Annotated in this window: 16 protein-coding genes; 3 read left to right on the top strand and 13 right to left on the bottom strand. The window is 73.5% G+C overall.

Annotation, left to right across the window (positions count from 1 at the left end; translation table 11 throughout):
- Positions 1-51: 51 nt before the first annotated feature.
- Positions 52-1,104 carry an NUDIX hydrolase gene (locus PH189_RS28620; RefSeq protein ID WP_274192266.1) on the bottom strand — a complete coding sequence of 351 codons (1,053 nt, stop codon included), beginning with the start codon at positions 1,102-1,104 and terminating at the stop codon, positions 52-54.
- Positions 1,101-2,291, bottom strand: a complete 1,191-nt coding sequence (locus PH189_RS28615; protein ID WP_274192265.1) for a glycosyltransferase family 4 protein — start codon at positions 2,289-2,291, stop codon at positions 1,101-1,103. The genes PH189_RS28620 and PH189_RS28615 overlap by 4 nt, the downstream gene beginning before the upstream one ends.
- 48 nt (positions 2,292-2,339) lie before the next feature.
- Here PH189_RS28615 and PH189_RS28610 point away from each other — a divergent pair, with 48 nt between their 5' ends.
- The 3 genes from PH189_RS28610 to PH189_RS28600 are packed head-to-tail and all read left to right on the top strand — an operon-like array spanning position 2,340 to position 4,287.
- Complete coding sequence (locus PH189_RS28610; protein WP_274192264.1) at positions 2,340-2,636, top strand: WXG100 family type VII secretion target; 297 nt, start codon at positions 2,340-2,342, stop codon at positions 2,634-2,636.
- On the top strand, positions 2,633-3,829 hold the full coding sequence (locus tag PH189_RS28605; RefSeq protein WP_274192263.1) for a WXG100 family type VII secretion target: 1,197 nt from the start codon (positions 2,633-2,635) through the stop codon (positions 3,827-3,829). The genes PH189_RS28610 and PH189_RS28605 overlap by 4 nt, the downstream gene beginning before the upstream one ends.
- Positions 3,830-3,831: 2 nt before the next feature.
- A complete protein-coding gene (locus PH189_RS28600; RefSeq protein ID WP_274192262.1) occupies positions 3,832-4,287 on the top strand; it encodes a hypothetical protein in 456 nt (151 codons plus the stop codon).
- A gap of 163 nt (positions 4,288-4,450) precedes the next feature.
- Here PH189_RS28600 and PH189_RS28595 read toward each other — a convergent pair whose 3' ends face one another.
- The 11 genes from PH189_RS28595 to thrS all read right to left on the bottom strand — a co-directional run bounded on the left by PH189_RS28595 (position 4,451) and on the right by thrS (position 17,615).
- A complete protein-coding gene (locus tag PH189_RS28595) occupies positions 4,451-4,729 on the bottom strand; it encodes a hypothetical protein (protein ID WP_274192261.1) in 279 nt (92 codons plus the stop codon).
- A 94-nt stretch (positions 4,730-4,823) separates the two neighbouring features.
- Positions 4,824-6,287 (bottom strand): sugar porter family MFS transporter, encoded by a 1,464-nt coding sequence (locus PH189_RS28590; protein WP_274192260.1) that lies wholly within the window; start codon positions 6,285-6,287, stop codon positions 4,824-4,826.
- Positions 6,284-7,261, bottom strand: a complete 978-nt coding sequence (locus PH189_RS28585) for an ROK family glucokinase (protein WP_274192259.1) — start codon at positions 7,259-7,261, stop codon at positions 6,284-6,286. The genes PH189_RS28590 and PH189_RS28585 overlap by 4 nt, the downstream gene beginning before the upstream one ends.
- A complete protein-coding gene (locus PH189_RS28580; protein WP_274192258.1) occupies positions 7,258-8,022 on the bottom strand; it encodes an HAD family hydrolase in 765 nt (254 codons plus the stop codon). Before PH189_RS28580 ends, PH189_RS28585 begins: the two co-directional genes overlap by 4 nt.
- A complete protein-coding gene (locus PH189_RS28575) occupies positions 8,019-10,691 on the bottom strand; it encodes a glycoside hydrolase family 65 protein (RefSeq protein WP_274192257.1) in 2,673 nt (890 codons plus the stop codon). The genes PH189_RS28580 and PH189_RS28575 overlap by 4 nt, the downstream gene beginning before the upstream one ends.
- 63 nt (positions 10,692-10,754) lie before the next feature.
- Positions 10,755-11,579: a trehalose-phosphatase gene (otsB, locus tag PH189_RS28570; RefSeq protein WP_274192256.1), complete on the bottom strand. Its 825-nt coding sequence runs from the start codon at positions 11,577-11,579 to the stop codon at positions 10,755-10,757.
- A 220-nt stretch (positions 11,580-11,799) separates the two neighbouring features.
- Positions 11,800-13,005 carry an ROK family transcriptional regulator gene (locus PH189_RS28565; protein WP_274192255.1) on the bottom strand — a complete coding sequence of 402 codons (1,206 nt, stop codon included), beginning with the start codon at positions 13,003-13,005 and terminating at the stop codon, positions 11,800-11,802.
- Positions 13,006-13,316: 311 nt separating this feature from the next.
- Positions 13,317-14,288: a phosphatidylinositol mannoside acyltransferase gene (locus tag PH189_RS28560; RefSeq protein ID WP_274192254.1), complete on the bottom strand. Its 972-nt coding sequence runs from the start codon at positions 14,286-14,288 to the stop codon at positions 13,317-13,319.
- Positions 14,285-14,998 carry a phosphatidylinositol phosphate synthase gene (gene pgsA, locus PH189_RS28555; RefSeq protein ID WP_337994203.1) on the bottom strand — a complete coding sequence of 238 codons (714 nt, stop codon included), beginning with the start codon at positions 14,996-14,998 and terminating at the stop codon, positions 14,285-14,287. Before pgsA ends, PH189_RS28560 begins: the two co-directional genes overlap by 4 nt.
- Positions 14,983-15,558, bottom strand: a complete 576-nt coding sequence (locus PH189_RS28550) for an HIT family protein (RefSeq protein WP_274192253.1) — start codon at positions 15,556-15,558, stop codon at positions 14,983-14,985. The genes pgsA and PH189_RS28550 overlap by 16 nt, the downstream gene beginning before the upstream one ends.
- Positions 15,558-17,615, bottom strand: coding sequence for a threonine--tRNA ligase (gene thrS, locus PH189_RS28545; RefSeq protein ID WP_274192252.1), 2,058 nt, complete (start codon positions 17,613-17,615; stop codon positions 15,558-15,560). The genes PH189_RS28550 and thrS overlap by 1 nt, the downstream gene beginning before the upstream one ends.
- Positions 17,616-17,645 lie beyond the last annotated feature (30 nt).

The following is a 17,645-nucleotide window of genomic DNA, read 5'->3' as shown; positions in this document are numbered from 1 at the left end:
GTCACCTTCCGCGCCACCCTGGCCTGGCTCTCATGAACCACCAGACACGCGCTAGTGGATCGCGAGCGGGACGCCGCCCGGCTCGAGGGCCCGGGGGTCCGCGAGCAGGTCGGGGAGCTGGTGGGGGTGGACGACGTCGAGCGTCACGGCCAGCTCGGCCGGGGTCCACCACCGGTGTCCGCGCACCGTCCGGGCCTCGTGCTCGGTGAAGGCGCTGGTGTCGATGTCGCCGGTCGGCACGTGCACGGCGTGGAAGAGCTCGCGCCCGGCGTACGTCGTGCCGTCGGCCTCGAAGACCACCTGGCGCACCCAGAGCGGGCCCTGGACGGCGGCCGGGTCGACGTCGAGCCCGGTCTCCTCGCCGACCGTCCGCACCGCCGCCTTCACCGGCTCCTCCCCCGGCTCGACGCCCCCGCCGGGCGCGAACCAGAACGCCTCGGCCGGGCGCGCCGGGTCGATGCCCTGGAAGAGCAGCACGCGGCCGTCGTCGTCGACGACGATCACCCGAACCGCGTCCTGGGCGGTCCGCATCGAGGGCGGCGTCGCGGTGCCGCCGTCCGGACCCGGTTCGGCGATCTCGAAGTAGCGCGGGGCCGGCGCCGTGCCGGCCAGGTGCAGCCAGCGCACCATCCGTCGGCCGCGCAGGGCGCGCGTGTCGCGCACCGCGTCGTTGTGCACCCGGCGGGCGACCGAGACGCGGACGTGCGCGTCGGCCAGCTCGGCGGCGAGGTCGGCGGGCAGCGCGGCGGTGTCGAGGGCGCCGAGGGCCCGGGTCAGGTCGCTCTCGGCCGCCTCGCGCTCCGCGTCGAGCCCGCCGTCGGAGGCCGCCCGCGTGGCGGCGACGGCCCGGGCGGCCGCACGCAGGGCCCGGCGGTCCGGGTCGGTGAGCGCCACCGGCCCGGCGGTGGCGGCGATCGCCCGCACCACCGCGGCCCGCCGGTCGAGCACGGCCGCGAGCGCCGCCGCGGCGGCGTCGGTACGGACGTGCAGCCGGTCCAGCCGGCGCGCCCGGGCCACCAGCACCCCGGCCGTCACGACGACCACGAGGAGGACCACGAGGACGACGAGGACCACCAGCACGCCGGTGGCACCGAGGAGGGTCACGAGGACGACGGTAGTTCGGCCTCCGCGTCGGACGTCGCCCGGGCACCGAGCCGGCCGCCCGGGACGACCCGGCGCGGATCGGCGGCCACGGCGACCTCGTACACCCGCAGAACGGCCGCCGCGACCACCGACCAGTCGAACGCCGCGACCCGCGCGCCGCCCGCGGCGCGCAGGGCGTCGCGGCGCGCCGGGTCGTCCAGCAGCGCACCGAGGGCGGCACTCCAGGCCTCGACCTCGCCGGACGGCACGACCACGCCCGCGGAGGGCTCGCCGAGCACGCGGCGGAAGGCCTCGATGTCGCTCGCGACCACCGGGGCACCGGCCGCCATGCCCTCGGCCAGCACGACGCCGAAGCTCTCGCCGCCCGTGTTGGGCATGGCGAGCAGGTCGACCGAGGCGAGCATCGACGTCTTCGTCGCCTCGTCCACCGCGCCGAGCAGCTCGATGCGGTCGGCGAGCTCCGGACCCGCCTGCCGGCGCAGCTCGTCCTCGTCGCCGCGCCCGACGACCAGCAGCCGCAGGTCCGGGCGCCGCCCGACCAGGGGACGCAGGGCGTCGAGCAGCAGGGGCATGCCCTTGCGCGGCTCGGTGTAGCGGCCGACGAAGCCGACGGTCGCGCCGTTGCCGTGCCTCGCGTACCCGGGCAGCGGCGGCGCGTCGGCGAACGCTGCGACGTCGACGCCGTTCGGGATCTCGACGGCGTCGCCGCCGAGGTGCTCGACGTAGACCTGCCGGGCCAGCGGCGACACCGCGATCCGCGCGGTGACCCGCTCGAGCAGCGGGCGCAGCAGGGGCTCGAAGAACGTCATGGTGCGCGAGCGCGGGGTCGACGTGTGGAAGGTGGCGACGACCGGTCCCTCCGCGACCATCAGCGCGAGGAACGACAGGCTCGGTGCGGTGGGCTCGTGGACGTGCAGGACGTCGAAGTCGCCGTCGCGCAGCCAGCGCCGTACCCGGGCCAGCGACACGGGCCCGAACGTCAGCCGGGCGACCGACCCGTTGTACGGGATGCCCAGCGACTTCCCGGCGCGCGTGACCCCGTCGGGCACCGGGGTGTCCGACCCCGCGGGCGCCAGGACGTCGACGTGGTGCCCGAGACCCGTCAGAGCGCGGGCGAGGTCGAGGACGTGGGCCTGGACCCCGCCGGCCACGTCCAGCGAGTACGGACACACGATCCCGATGCGCATCAGGAAAGCGAGCCTACTGGGCGGCTCGCGTCGGTAACCTGCCGCCGCATGAGCGGGGGGTTCCACGTCAGCCCGGACGCCGCCCTCGACCCGGCCGCGCAACGCTTCCGAGGCGTCGCCGACGAGCTCGCGCAGGCGGTCGTGGAGCTCCGTGGTGCGCTCGGCGGCCTCGGAGACGTGTGGGGCGGCGATGAGCAGGGGCGGCGGTTCGCCGCGGGCTACCGGCCGCGAGCGGACGAGGGCCTCCGCGCGCTCGACGCGCTGACCCGGGCGCTCGCGTCCGTACCCGAGGGCCTGGAACGGGCGGCGGCCGACTACCGGGCGAGCGACGGTGGGACCTCGTGAGCAGCCGCGGAGACCAGGCGGTCGACACCGTCGTCTCCACCGTCGGGCTCTGGTGGCCCGACGCCGAGGAGGGCGACCTCCGCGCCGCCGCCGATGCCTGGGACCGGATGGCCGTGGCGCTGGACCGCACCGCCGAGGCCGGCCGGGACGCCGCGACGGGTGCCGTGGCGGGGTGGTCCGGCGACGCCGCCGACGCGTTCCGCGATCGGTGGGGCGGATTCGAGCGCGACGGTCTGGCCCCCGGCGCCGACGGCTGCCGGGCCATCGCCGGCGCGTTGCGGCAGTACGCCGACGAGGTCGAGACCGCGAAGCACGAGATCGAGGCGCTGGCCGTCGAGATCGGCGCGGGCGTCGTCCTCGGCGCCGCCGCAGCCTGGTTCACCTTCGGCGCCTCGGCCGCGGCTGCCGCCGGCATCGCGGCCCGTCTGGTCGCGGTGGCGGCGTCGATCGGCGTCCGGGTCTCGAGCTCGGTCACCGGCATCGTGTCCACGGCGCTCACGGGCGCCACGTTCGGCACGGTCGACGGGGTCGCCGCGAACGCGGTCGGTCAGGTCTACCGCGTCGAGGCCCTCGATGAGGGCGGCTACTCGGCCGACGAGCTCGGCACCACGGCCATGTGGTCGGGGGCCGGAGGTGTCCTCGGCACCGGCGCCGGCGTCGTCGCCACCCGCGCTCTGCGCGAGGCCGCCCCGGGGCCGGAGCTCCTGCGCGGCCCGGGCGGTGGCATCCGCGCGGCGCTCGAGCCCACCGACTGGGGCCCGCTCCACGGCGCCTGGCGGCCGGGGCTCGACGAGAGTGCCAGCCGACTGCTGCCGAAGGAGCGCGTGACGGCGCGACTCCTCGAGGACGAGGGAGCGATGGTTCACTCCCGGGCACCGCGATCCGTCGAGAAGTACGGGAACCCGGATCTCCTCGTGCGACGCGGGCCCCACGACGGCGGGACGTACACGGAGGTCAAGGAGGTGAGCAACACGTCCAACTCGGTGTCCCGGCGGATGCGCGAGGCCCTCGATCAGCTCGACGGTGTCGGCGGCGGTCAGGTGGTGCTCGACGGCCGGGCCAAGGACCTGACCGCTGATGTGGCGAAGGAGGGATGGGACCGGGCGCTCCGACACCTCGAGAGGTCGGGACGACCGATCCCCGACGATGTGCGGATCGTCCTCGGCGACGGCACCGTCCTCCCCTTTCCCTGAGCATGTCCGTCTTCGAGCAGCTCTGGTTCACTCCCGACGACACCGACCCCGCCCGGGTCGCACGGGTCCTGGCCGCGAGGCTGGACATGACACTGACCGTCGACGGTGCCCACGTCATCGTCAGCGGTGGGCACGATGACGGATTCGGCGGGCCCGTCGGCGGCGCGGTCGACGTCAACGACTACACAGCCATGGAGCGGAAGGTCGAACCCGAGGACTTCGCGATCTTCGACGACGTCCCGATGATCTGGCAGCTCTGGGCTCCGGTCGAGACCGAGGAGGAACAGCAGGCCGCCGCGCGCGCCGTCTTCGATCGCCTGGCCGAGCGGCTCGAATGGCCCGCGATCCTCACCCACGACTTCGACACCCTCATCGCCACCTACGACCCTCGGCGCGGGGTGCGCGAATTCCCGCCGGGCACGCTGTCCGACGCTCGGCATCGTCATCTGTGGGCGTGACACCGCGCGAGCGCCGGTGGTCTCCGGGAGACCTCTCCACTTCGATCTCTCGACCGTGTCGACGGCGCGGGCTGGAAGCACGACGGGCACGTTCCGCAGGCGACGCGTCCCGATGATCATGCGCAACGTGCCCGTCGTCCGGCGCCGACCACCCAGCCGGAGATCACCAGGACGCCAGGCGCCTCCGCGGGCGTCGAGAGGTGCCTTTCGGTCTGCTGATCACGCCCTGGGCGGACTCCGGCGGGCGGCGCGGAGCCCGGTCGCGGCGGGAGGAGAACGCACACGGCCGACCCGGGCCGCACGGGCGGCCCGGGTCGGCGAGGCAGCGCGGAGGGTCCGCACCGCGGCGGGAGCGGAGCTCGGCGAGCAGGGCGACGCGGTCGGAGCCCTCGTCGAGGACGAGGCGCAGACGGCGGCAGGGCAGGTCGATCAGGAGATCCATCTCCTGATCGTCCTGCCCCGGTCCAGCGCGTTACGGGTGTGAGTGCCTGTCCGTGCCAGGGCACGGACAGGCACTCACGAGGCCGGAGGCCACATCACTTCGGGGCGAGCATCTCCTCCAGCTCCTTGCCCTTGGTCTCCTGCACGTACTTGCTGACGAACAGGAACGACAGGAGGGCGAAGGTCGCGTAGAGCCCGTAGGCGAGCGTCAGACCGATGTCGGCCAGGGACTGGAACGTGACCGTGATGAGGAAGTTCGCGATCCACTGCGCGGCAGCGGCCACGGACAGGGCGGCGGCACGCAGCCAGTTCGGGAACATCTCCCCGAGCAGCACCCAGACCACCGGGCCCCACGAGACCGCGAACGCGACGACGTAGAGGTTCGCCGCGACCAGCGCGATCGGGCCCCAGGGACCGGGCAGGCTCGGCTCCTCGGAGCCGTCCGCGCCGACGGTGATGATCGCCTGCGAGAACGCGATCGCCATGATCGTCAGCGTCACGACCATGCCGGCCGAGCCGCCGAGCAGCATCGGCTTCCGGCCGACCTTGTCGACGATGAGGATCGCCACGACCGTGGCGAGCACGTTGACCAGCGAGTTGATGACCGACGCCAGGAACGAGTCGGCCTCGGAGAACCCGACGGCCTGCCACAGCGTCGTCGAGTAGTAGAAGATCACGTTGATGCCGACGAACTGCTGGAAGACCGACAGCAGGATGCCGACCCAGACGATCGGGCGCAGGCCCGCCGCGCTCCCCCGCAGATCGCGCAGGCTGGGCTTCTCCTCGCGCTCCAGGGTCACGGCGATCTCGCGGACCTTGGCCTGCACCGAGTCGACCGGCTGTCCCAGCACCTGGGCGAGGACCCGGCCGGCCTCCTCCATGCGTCCCTTCGCCACGAGGTAGCGGGGCGACTCGGGGATCCGCAGGGCGAGAACCGCGTAGATGATCGACGGGATGAGACCGACGAGGAACATCCAGCGCCACGCCTCGAGGCCAAGCCAGAACGTCTCCGCCGCGCCGCCGGCCACGCCGGCGAGCAGGGCGTCGGAGAGCAGGGCGACGAAGATGCCGAGGACGATCGCCATCTGCTGCAGCGAGGCGAGCCGGCCGCGGATGTGGGCGGGCGCGATCTCGGCGATGTAGGCGGGGGCGATTACCGAGGCGATGCCGATGCCGACGCCGGCGAGGAAGCGCCAGATGATCAGGTCCCAGACGGCGAACGCCAGACCGGAGCCGATCGAGCTGATCGCGAACAGGGCGGCCGCGATGAGCATGACGCGGACGCGGCCGTAGCGGTCGGCGAACGGCCCGGCGAACCAGGCGCCCACCGCCGAGCCCAGGAGGGCCACGGCCACCGCGAAGCCGGACAGCAGCGGGCTGTCCTGCAGTCCGAACTGGTCGTTGAGGGCGTCGACGGCGCCGTTGATGACGCTGGAGTCGAAGCCGAACAGGAAGCCGCCGACGGCGGCGACGATGGAGATGAGGATCGCCTTGGCGGTCGTCTTCTCCCGTGAGCCGGGCGCGCCCGACCCTGACGTGGACCCGGAATCAGTACTCATCGGTCACTCCCCGGAACGGATGTGTCGTCATTCGTCCGGGCGAGGTCGGCCGCGCCGACCATCCCGGATTCCCAACCCAGCTCGGCGAGCCGCACCTCGGCGACGGGCCGGTGCCCGCGTCCGGTGAGGTTCCCCCGGAACATCGCCTCGACCCGCTCGCGCAGCAGGTCCCCGGCGGCGGAGACCCCGCCACCGAGGACGAAGAGCGTCGGGTCGAGCACGGCGGCGAGCTGGGCCAGCCCCAGCCCGATCCAGCGGCCGATCTCGTCGAAGCAGTGCAGGCCTCCGACGTCGCCCTGCTGGGCGCAGGCCGTCACCATCTCGCCGGTGATGGCCTCCGGATCGCCCCCGGCCATCGCGAGGAGCCCGGCCGCGAACGCCGGCGAGTGCCGCGCGATCTCCCGGGCCTCGGTGACCAGCGCCCGCCCGGAGCCGTACTGCTCCCAGCACCCCTGCAGCCCGCAGCCGCAGCGGCGGCCGTACGGGACCATCGTGATGTGGCCGATCTCCGCGGCCACCCCGTACCCACCTCGGAGCAGCCGGCCCGACGAGATGATCCCGCCGCCGATCCCGGTGCCGATGGTGATCGCCACGAGGTCGTCGTGGTCGCGGCCCGCGCCGAAGCGCGACTCGGCCCAGGCGACGGCGTTGGCGTCGTTCTCCACCACCACCGGCAGGTCCAGCCGGCTGCTGAGCTCCGCCTTGAGGTCCTCGTCGCGCCAGGCCAGGTTGGGCGCGAAGAGCACCGTCGCCCGGCCCGCGTCGACGAAGCCGGCCGCGCCGATGCCCACGGCCTCGATCTGATGGTGGCTGCCCAGCTCGCGGACGGCGTCCGCGATGCCCTCGAGCACCAGGTGGGTGTCGGTGGCCGGGGTCTCGCGACGGGTCGACGCGATGAGCTTGCCGTCATCGTCGACCACGCCCGCCGCGATCTTGGTGCCACCGACGTCGACGCCGACCGTCAGCCCGCTCATGACGTCCTCACCAGCTCGCCCCGCCCCAGCGCGGACAGGTCGATCTCGCCCATGTCGGTGACGACGACGTCGGCGCCCTCGGCCGCGAGCGCGTCGACGTCGTCGGCGCGCGACACCCCGAGCGCGGAGAACCCGCCGGCCTTCGCGGCCTGGATGCCGTTGACGGCGTCCTCGGCGACGAACGCGTCCGCGGGCTCGACGCCGAGCTCCCGCGCGGCGGTCAGGAAGATCTCGGGGTCCGGCTTGCCGTGGGCGAAGTCGCGCCCCGAGACGTCGACGTCGAACACCTGGTGCAGGTTGCCGGTGCCGCCGAAGCGGGAGAGGTCGATGCGCTCGAGGAACATCTTGGCGTTCTTCGACGACGACGCCGCCGCGACCGGGATCCCCGCGTTCCGGACGGCGAGCACGAAGCGCACGGCGTCGTCGTAGGCCGAGAACCGGCCCTCGGAGATCAGCCGGATGATCATTTCCTGCTTGTACTCGCCGTACTCCTTCACGCGACGGTCGATGTCGGGCACGCCGAAGTACTCGAGCGCCGCGGTCGCCCCGGCCGTGCGGGGCTTGCCCGACATGCGCTCGTGGTAGAGCGCGGGCGTGAACTTCTCCGGCGAGTAGCTCGTCTGCCCGGCGATGTCGGACCACGGGCCCTCCATGAGCTCGCGCAGCGACTCGCGCCAGGCCTCCTCGTGGGGGGAGTCGACGAGGACGCCGTCCACGTCGAAGATCGCTCCGCGGAATCCGGACCGTTCGGTGCCGCTCATGCGCCGTTCCCTCCGTGGTCGTGGCCGCCGTCGGAGGTACCGGTGACGGTCGTGCTCGAAGCCTGCGGGGTGCCGTCCGTGACGGCGGGGGTGGGTGTGGACGTGGCGCCGCTCGCGATCGCGGTGCGGGGGGCGATGCGTCCCCCGTCGAGCGGCACCGTCCACTCCTGGCCGGCGCCGAGCTCGCGGACCTCGCCGCCGAGCCCGATGCGCACCGGGTGGCTGAAGCCCTCGGACTGCACAGCGACGGTGAGCTCCCCGGCGCCCACCGAGACCCGCAGCGTCGTGCCCTGGAAGACCAGCGAGAGCGCGAGGCCGTCGAGGCGCGGGGTGAGCCGCGGGTCGAAGGACAGCACACCGTCACGGGCGCCGGCGCCGAGGTAGGCACGCTGGAGGAGGTCGAGGGTCCCCGACATCACCCCCATGTGGATGCCCTCCTTGGTGGTGCCGCCCTGTACGTCGCCGATGTCGGACTCGACGGCGACGAGGAAGCGTTCCCAGGAGCTCTCGGGGTCGATGCCGGCGAGCACCGCGGCGTGCGCGACGAGCGAGAGCGTCGAGCCGTGCGAGGTGCGCCGGTCGTAGTAGGCGATGGTGCGCCGCGCGAGGTCGTCGTCGTCGGCGATCGCGTCGTAGCCGAGGCGGGAGAAGATCTCGCGAAGCTCGTCGTCGCCGAACAGGAAGAACAGCATGACCGCGTCGGCCTGCTTGGCGAGCTTGTAGTGGTCGGGGTCGTCACCCTCGGCCTTGAGGATGCGGTCCATCCGCTGGATGTTCTTGTGCTTGGCCCGGTAGCCGTCCCAGTCGAGCTCGGCGAGGTCCGCGTAGCCCTCGAACTGGGTGATCACGGGGTGGCCGTCGTCGTCGCGGTGGGTCGGCACCGTCATCGACGTGCACATCTCCGACCAGCGTGCGATCTCGTCGTCGGTGATCCCGAGCCGGCTGCGCAGGGCGCGGCGGCGGCTCTTGGGCAGCAGGGCCAGCACCTTCGGGGCGGTCGCGCAGATCCAGGCGACCATGACGTTGGTGTAGGCGTTGTTGCGCAGCCCGCCCGCCTCGGCGCCGGGATAGCGCTCGTGGAACTCGTCGGGCCCCATCACGCCGTGGATCTCGTAGCGCCCGGTGTTCGGGTTCTTGTGCGCGATCGAGCCCCAGAACCGCGCGATCTCGAGCATGAGCTCGGCGCCGTAGTCGCGCAGGAACTCCAGGTCGTCGGTGGCCTGGTAGTACTGCCAGACGTTGTAGAAGATCGCGGCGTTGACGTGGCGCTGGTTGTGCGAGTGGTCCGGGTCCCAGGTGCCCGAGAGCGGGTTGAGGTGGACGACCTGCGTCTCCTCGGTGCCGTCGCTGCCCGACTGCCACGGGAACATCGCGCCGGCATAGCCCTCGGCGCGCGCCGCCTCGCGGGCCTCGGCGAGACGCCGGTAGCGATACATCAGCAGCCCGCGCGTGATCTCCGGGAGCCGGTAGTTGAGGAACGGGTAGACGTAGAGCTCGTCCCAGAACACGTGCCCGCGGTAGGCCTCGCCGTTGAGCCCACGGGCGGGGACGCCGGCGTCGTGGCGGGCCGTGTGCCGCGAGCAGACCTGCAGCACGTGCGCCATGTGGAAGCGCAGGAGCAGCTGGATGGTCGGCTCGCGCGGCAGCTCGATGTCGCAGACGTCCCAGTACTCCTCCCAGGCGTCGACGTGCTCGGCGAGGCAGCCCGCGAAGTCCGGGTAGCGCTCGACGTGCCGGCCGGCGGCGGTGAGGGTCTCGGTGATCGCGTTGTCGTGGCTGGTGAAGAACGAGACGATCTTCTCGACCCGCACGGTCTCGCCCTCGGTGATGTCGAGGTCGAGCACCTGCTGGATGTAGTCGTTCATCTGGTGCAACGTGCGTGCCGGCTCGACCTTCTCCCAGCCGCGCCCCCGCCCGCGGTAGATCCGGGTGCGCGCGGCCTCGGAGACGTAGAGGTTCGACTGGCGGGTGCGCACCTTGAGCGCGATGACCTCGGGCCCGAACGTCCGCGGGGTGACCGGGTCGAGGTGGCGGCCCTCGAGGTCGCGGTAGCGGGCGACCATGGTGTTGTCGACGCGGCCGTCGATCGCCGAGACGATCCCGATGCGGCCCGACCAGTTCTCGGCGGTGAGCGTCCACTCCATCGCCGCCTGGTGGCTGTGGGCCATCGAGACGAAACGGCGGCTGCGCAGGGTGGTCTCGCGGCCGTTGCGGTCGCGGAACCGGAACACCCGGCCGACCGTCGCGGTGCGCACGTCGTAGGAGTGCGTGTACTCCAGCACCTCGACGTTGGAGAGGTCGATCGCCTCCTCGCCCTCGATGCGCAGCTTGAGGACGAGCCAGTTCGGGAGGTTGACGAGGTCCTCGTTGAGCACCGGGCGGCCGCCGAGGATCGTCGTCTCGCGGTTGAAGCCACCGTGCGCGTAGGTGCCCGCGTAGTGCACCGGGGCCTCGGTGTCCTCCCACTCCGCGGCACCGCGGGTGCAGAAGTAGCCGTTGCCGGTGCTGGTCAGGGCCTCGCGCAGACCCTCGTCGTCGGGCTCGACGCCGGTCCAGGTGATCGTGAAGTCGTCGGCGACCGCCCCGCCGGGCAGGACCTCGCCGGTCGGGGCCGTGCGGGCGCTCCCCGTGGTCTCGGTGGTCGAGGGCGTCTGGTCGGTCGTGGTCACGATCGTCTCCGTACTCCGGGAGCGGGCAGCGGGGTGATCATCGGGATCGTTCGCTCGTCGGGCTCATCGCGCCAGGCCGTCGAGGAAGCGGCCGACCTCGTCGACCGTGGCCAGGACGGCGGTCGCCGAGGTGTCGCGGGACGGGGCGTCCTCCGGGTCGATCACGAGGATGCCGACGCCCGCCGGGCGCCCGGCGTCGGCGCGGGCGACCAGCGCACGGAAGGCGTCCTCGTCGGTGACGTCGTCGCCGAGGTAGATCGGCACGACGCCGGAATCGTCGAGGTCGAGGACCTCCAGGAGGTGCTCGACGGCCTTGCCCTTGTTCCAGTCGATCTTCGGCTGGATCTCGTGGACGAACTTGCCGGGCGTCACCCGCAGCTCGCCCGGGTGCTCGGCCAGCACGGCCTCGACCAGCGCGGCGACCCGCGGGCGGTCGGCGTCGGCGACGTGGCGGTCGTGCAGCGCCACCGACGCGTGCTTGGGCTCCACCAGGGTCCCCGGGATGTCGTCCGCCGCGGCGCGGACCCGCTCGGTGACCTCGGCGACGAGGCCCTCCCAGCCCTGGGACGCCTCGTGGACGATCGGGCCCCGGGCGGGGTCGTAGATGTCGAAGCCGTGGCTGCCGGCGACGATCAGGTCGTCGACGCCCATCAGCTCGGACACCACCGCGCGGTCCCGTCCGGACACCACGCACACCGGGCAGCGCTGCGCGAGCGCCCGCACGACGGCGCGCATGTCGTCGCTCATGATCGCGTCCTCGGGACGGGGCACGATCGGCGTCAGCACGCCGTCGTAGTCGAGGAAGACCGCGGGTCGACGACCGTCCAGGCGCTCGGCCACCTCGGGGGCGTCCAGCGCGTGCGGTAACCGATCCGCCGTCGTGGTCACGGGGGGCACCGTCACCAGGGGCCTCCGCATCTCCGGGCGCCGTTGTCATGTGATGCGAACCACAAGGCTAGGGCGGCGTCCATGACGTCGTCAACGGATGAACACAGCGGCGCGATCTTCGCGGACGCGAGCGGCTCGCGCCACGTGGGATCGACACGACGGGACCACCGCGTGTCGGGCTGTGACCGGGGCTCGCGCAGGGGGGTGGTGGACCCGGTCCTCAGGGCGCCGTCGTGGCCCGGTCGAGCGCGAGGGCGACGGCGCCGAGGACCGGCGCGTGCTCGGCGAGCTCGGCCACGACGACGTCCGCCGTGCGGGTGGTGCCGGGGAGCGCGGCGGCCTCGAGCGCGGCGTGGAGGGGGGCGAGCAGGAAGTCGCCGGCCTGGGCGAGCTCGCCGCCGACCACGATGCGCCGCGGCGTGAGCACCGTGCAGAAGCCGGCGAGGGCGGCCCCGACGTGGTGCCCCGTGTCGGCGAGAACGCGGCGGGCGGGGGCGTCGCCGTCGTGGGCGCGCGCCACCATGTCGGCGACGGTCAGCGGGGCGCCGAGGAGGGGCTCGAGCAGCGCGGTGACGGTGCGCGTGGACACCACCGTCTCGAGGCACCCGCGGTGCCCGCACCGGCACACCGCGGCGTGGCGGTCACCCGGGTCGACGGCGACGTGGCCGATCTCGCCCGCGGTGCCGTCGGGGCCCCGGTAGAGGCGCCCGTCGAGCACCAGCCCGGCCCCGACACCGTCCGAGAGCTTCAGGAACACCCCGTCCCGGATCCCGCGCAACGCGCCCCAGCGCTGCTCGGCGAGGGTGCCGAGGGTGGCGTCGTTGTCGACCCAGCTCGGGATCCCGAGGTGCTCGGACACCCGGCCGGCCACCGGCACCCCGACCCACCCCGGGAGCACGCCGGAGGCGCCCACCGCGCCCGTGGCGCGGTCGACGGGCGCCGGCAGCCCGACGACCGCGCCGCGCAACGCCTCGCGCCGGACGCCGACCTGCGCGAGCGCCTCGTCGATCAGGCTCGCCGCGGTCGCCAGTCCCTCGGCGACCCCGTGGTAATCGGGCAGGTCCGCCCGCAGCTCGGAGCGCCCGGGGGGACCCGGGTGCCCGGCGGCCGCGGCCGGGTCGGCGACGTCGGCCAGGGCGACCCGCAGGTGCCGGTGCCCGACGTCGATGCCGGCGACCATCCCCGCCCCGCGGACGAGCCGGACCGCCCGGACGCGCCTCCCCGCACGCACCTCGTCACCCGCCGACAGCAGGCCCGCGGCGCCGAGGTCCCGCACGATGTTCGACACCGTGGCCGGCGCGAGCCCCGTGGCGCCGGCGATCTCGGCTTGCGTCGGTGCACCGCCGACGCGGACGGCGTCCAGCACGCGACGACGGTTCGCGTCGCGCAGACCGGACGGCGATCCGGGTCGCGGCCCCGTGTTCATGAGATGAACGATAGACGGCCAGCGTGTGCTCCACGTCACGCTTCCTGCGAACGGAGCAGCGATCGCGACGTGACGGACGGGTGAGGCGGCGGGGTCGAGCGGGGCGCGTGGGTGGACGGGGCCGTGGTCGGGCGAGCGAGGGCGTCCCTCGCTGCGACCACCGCAGCCAGGGCGTCCCCCGCTGCGACCGCGCGCCGCTCCCCCGCCGCGCCCCCGGGCGAGCGAGGGCGTCCCTCGCTGCGTCCACCGCAGCCAGGGCGTCCCTCGCTGCGACCACCCGCGAGCCCCCGCCTCTCGGGCGGTGGCAGGTCTCAGTCGCGCCAGACGCGCTGGAGCATGTGCCAGTCGGCGGGGTGCTCGGCGATGTCGGCCGCGAAGCGGTCGGCGACGGCCTGGGTCGCGGCCGGGACGGCGCTGCGGTCGGGGACCGGGACCGGCGGGTGGATGCGGAACCCCCAACCCTCCCGGACCCCCCGGGTCGAGCTCCGTTCCGCTCCGTCTCCCGAGCCGTCCTCCGCGTCCTCGGTGAACCACAGCCCCACCGGCAGCAGCGCCGCGCCGGTGCTCGCGGCGAGCGCCGCCGGGCCGGGCGGCATCGTCGCCCGCCCGCCGAAGAACGTCACCGGCACGCCGTGGGCGGACAGGTCGCGGTCGGCGACGAGGCAGACGACCCGTCCCTGGCGCAGCGCCCGCACGAGCCCGCGCACCGGGGAGTCGCCGCCGGTCATCGGCAGGATCTCCATGCCGAGGGACTCGCGATAGGCGACGAAGCGCTCGTAGAGCGACTCGGGGCGCAGGCGCTCGGCGACGGTGGTGAAGCGCCCGGAGTGGGCGACGAGCCAGAGGCCCGCCATGTCCCAGTTGCCGGAGTGGGTCAGCGCGACGACCGCCCCGCGACCGGTCGCGAGCGCCGCGTCGAGGTGCTCCTGGCCGTACACCACCGGCCGGCGGACCAGCGCCTCGTGGTCCATCCCCGGCAGCCGGAACGCCTCGCGCCAGTACCGCGCGTAGGAGCGCACGCCCGCCGCGGTGAGGGCGTCGAGCTCGTCGGGGCCGGCGTCGGGACGGACCCGCGCGAGGTTCGACCGCAACCGCCGCACTCCCGGCCCGCCACGACGCGCGGCCAGGTCGGCGCCCGTGGCGAACGCCCACCGCGCCACCGGCTCGGGCACCGCGCGCACCAGGCCCCACCCCGCCGCATAGCCCAGCTCGACGGCGCGCTGCGCGGGGGTGACGACGGACCGGGCGGTGTCGGTCGCCGTGCCGGTGGCGGTGTCGGTCACGCGGTCCCCTCGGAGCTCTCGGGATGGTCGGCGTTCTCGGGGCGGCCGATGTTCTCGGAAGGGTCGGCGTGGTCGGTGACGCCCGTCGCCGCGCCGTACTGCTCGCGCGCGCTGTGCCACACCGCCACGATGCGCTGGCCGACCGTGATCACCGAGCCGATCGTGAGCAGCCACAGCGCGACGTCGAGCGCGTAGGGCACACCGACCTCGGTGAGGCCGACGCCGGCGAGCCCGAGGATCAGGCGCTCGGCACGTTCCACCAGGCCACCGTCGGCCCGCAGGCCCGCGGCCTCGGCGCGGGCCTTGATGTAGGAGATCAGCTGGCCGGTGATGAGGCAGGCCAGCGCGAGACCTGCGAGCAGGGGCCGGTCCTGGGTGAACGCCCACCACGTGATCCCGGCGAAGACCGCGCCGTCGACGAGACGGTCGCCCACGGAGTCGAGCACGCCGCCGAAGGGGCTCGTCACCCCGCGCGCCCGGGCCATCGCGCCGTCGAGGACGTCGAGCAGCGCGAAGACGGCGACGACGATCGACGCCGCGAGGAGGTGCCCGGTCGGGATGAGCCACAGCGCCGAGGCGGTGGAGGCCACGGTGCCGAACACGGTGACCGCGTCGGGATGCACACCGCGCCGGACCAGCCAGGCCGCGGTGGGCTCGACCCCGCCCTTGATCGCGGCGCGGGCCCACTGATTGATCATGGCGAGGGCCACGCCGCGGCGAGGACGGACCGTGTCTCCGCGAGCAGCTGCGGGATCACCTTCGTCTGGCCGACGACGGTGATGAAGTTGGCGTCGCCACCCCAGCGCGGGACGACGTGCTGGTGCAGGTGGTCGGCCAGCGAGCCGCCCGCCACGTGCCCGAGGTTGATCCCGACGTTGAACCCGTGGGGGGCCGCCACCGTGCGCAGGGCCCGCACCGCCTGCTGCGTGACCGCGACGAGCTCGGCCGACTCCTCGAGGTCCAGCTCGTCGAGACCGGCGACGTGCCGGTACGGGACGGCCATGAGGTGCCCCGGGTTGTACGGGTGCAGGTTGAGCACGGCGTAGACGCGCTCGCCGCGGTGGAGCACCAGGCCCTCGCCGTCGTCGAGGGTCGGGATCCGGCACAGCGGGCACTGCCCGGACTCCTCGCCGGTGCCGGCCGCGCCCGCGATGTAGGCCATCCGGTGCGGCGCCCAGAGGCGCCGGAACCCGTCGGGTGTGCCGGCGCCCCGGAGCTCGTCGAGATCCTCCTCGAGGTCCCCGGTGTCCGGTGCTGCGTCACCGCTCATCAGGGGAGGAACTTCTCCGCGTCGGGTGAGGCGTTCTCGCGGCGGCGGACCCAGTCGACGACGGCGCCGACGGCGTCGTCGACCGGCACCCCGTTGCGCTGCGATCCGTCGCGGAACCGGAACGACACGGCCCCGGCCTCGGCGTCCTTCCCTCCCGCGAGGAGCAGGAACGGCACCTTGAGCAGCGTGTGGTTCCGGATCTTCTTCTGCATCCGGTCGTCGGAGTCGTCGACGTCGACGCGCAGGCCCTCGGCGCGCAGGCGCTCGGCGATCCCCGCGACGTACTCCGTCTGGTCGCCCGACACCGGGATGCCGACGACCTGCACCGGCGCCAGCCAGGCCGGGAACGCGCCCGCGTAGTGCTCGGTGAGCACCCCGAAGAAGCGCTCGATCGACCCGAACAGCGCGCGGTGGATCATCACCGGCCGCTGCCTGCTGCCGTCGCTCGCCGTGTACTCGAGCTCGAAGCGGTCGGGCAGCATCAGGTCGACCTGGATCGTCGACATCTGCCAGTAGCGCCCGATGGCGTCGCGGGCCTGCACGCTGATCTTCGGCGCGTAGAACGCGGCGCCACCCGGGTCGTCGACGAGGTCGAGCCCGAAGTTCGAGGCCGCCTCGCGCAGCGCGTCGGTGGCGTCCTCCCACTCCTGGTCGGTGCCGATCGACTTGTCCGGGTTGCGGGTGGAGAGCTCGAGGTAGAAGTCCTCGAGGCCGTAGTCGCGCAGCAGGTCGAGGACGAAGGTCAGCAGCGAGGTGATCTCGCCGGCCATCTGCTCGCGGGTGCAGTAGATGTGCGCGTCGTCCTGGGTGAAGCCCCGCGCCCGGGTCAGGCCGTGCACCACGCCGGACTTCTCGTAGCGGTAGACCGTGCCGAACTCGAACAGGCGCAGCGGCAGCTCGCGGTAGGACCGCCCGCGCGCCCGGTAGATCAGGTTGTGCATCGGGCAGTTCATCGGCTTGAGGTAGTAGTCGATGCCCTGGCGCTTGACCGTGCCGTCCTCGGCGCGCTCCTCGTCGAGGTGCATCGCCGGGAACATGCCCTCGCGGTACCAGTCGAGGTGACCCGACGTCTGGAACAGCTCGCCCTTGGTGGCGTGCGGGGTGTTGACGAACTCGTAGCCGGCCTCGGTGTGGCGCTGGCGGGAATAGTCCTCGAGTTCCTTGCGGATGATCCCGCCCTTGGGGTGGAACACCGCGAGCCCGGAGCCGATCTCGTCGGGGAAGCTGAACAGGTCGAGCTCGGCGCCGAGGCGGCGGTGGTCGCGGCGCTCGGCCTCCGCGACGCGCTCCAGGTAGGCGTCCTGCGCCTCCTGCGACTCCCAGGCCGTCCCGTAGATGCGCTGCAGCTGGGCGTTGCGCTGGTCGCCGCGCCAGTAGGCCGCCGCGGAGCGCAGCACCTTGAACGCGGGGATGTACCCGGTGGTCGGGATGTGTGGGCCTCGGCAGAGGTCGCCCCACACGCGCTCGCCCGTGTGGGCGTGCACGTTGTCGTAGGCGGTGAGCTCCCCCGCGCCGACCTCCATGATCTCGGAGTCGTCCTCGACGGTGGACCCCTTGAGGTCGACGAGCTCGAGCTTGAACGGCTCGTCCGCCAGCTCCTCGCGCGCGGCGTCGAGCGAGGCGTACTCGCGGCGCACGAACCGCTGCTTGGCCTTGACGATCTTGCGCATCGCCTTCTCGAGGTCCTCGAGGTCCTCGGGCGTGAACGGCCGCTCGACCGCGAAGTCGTAGTAGAAGCCGTCGGTGATCGGCGGCCCGATCCCGAGCTTGGCGTCCGGGAAGAGCTGCTGCACCGCCTGGGCCAGCACGTGTGCCGCCGAGTGGCGGATCACGGCGCGGCCGTCCTCGGTGTCCGCCGGCACCGGCGCGACGTCGACGTCCTCGTCGGGCACCCAGGCGAGGTCCTTGAGCACGCCGTCGGGGGCCCGCACGACGATCACGGCCTCGTGCCCGGTGAGCGGCAGCCCGGCGTCGCGGACGGCCTGGCCGGCGGTGGTGCCCGCCGTCACCCGGACGCTGTCGACGACGGCGGGGCGGGGCGGGGCGGGCGAGGACACGGCGGACTCTCCGAAACATCGAGGGTGGTC

This window comes from Actinomycetospora chibensis (genome assembly GCF_028737215.1).
GTDB classification, from domain to species: domain Bacteria; phylum Actinomycetota; class Actinomycetes; order Mycobacteriales; family Pseudonocardiaceae; genus Actinomycetospora; species Actinomycetospora chibensis.
Note: the sequence above shows the minus strand (reverse complement) of the source record. Positions and strands in the feature narration are given on the sequence as shown.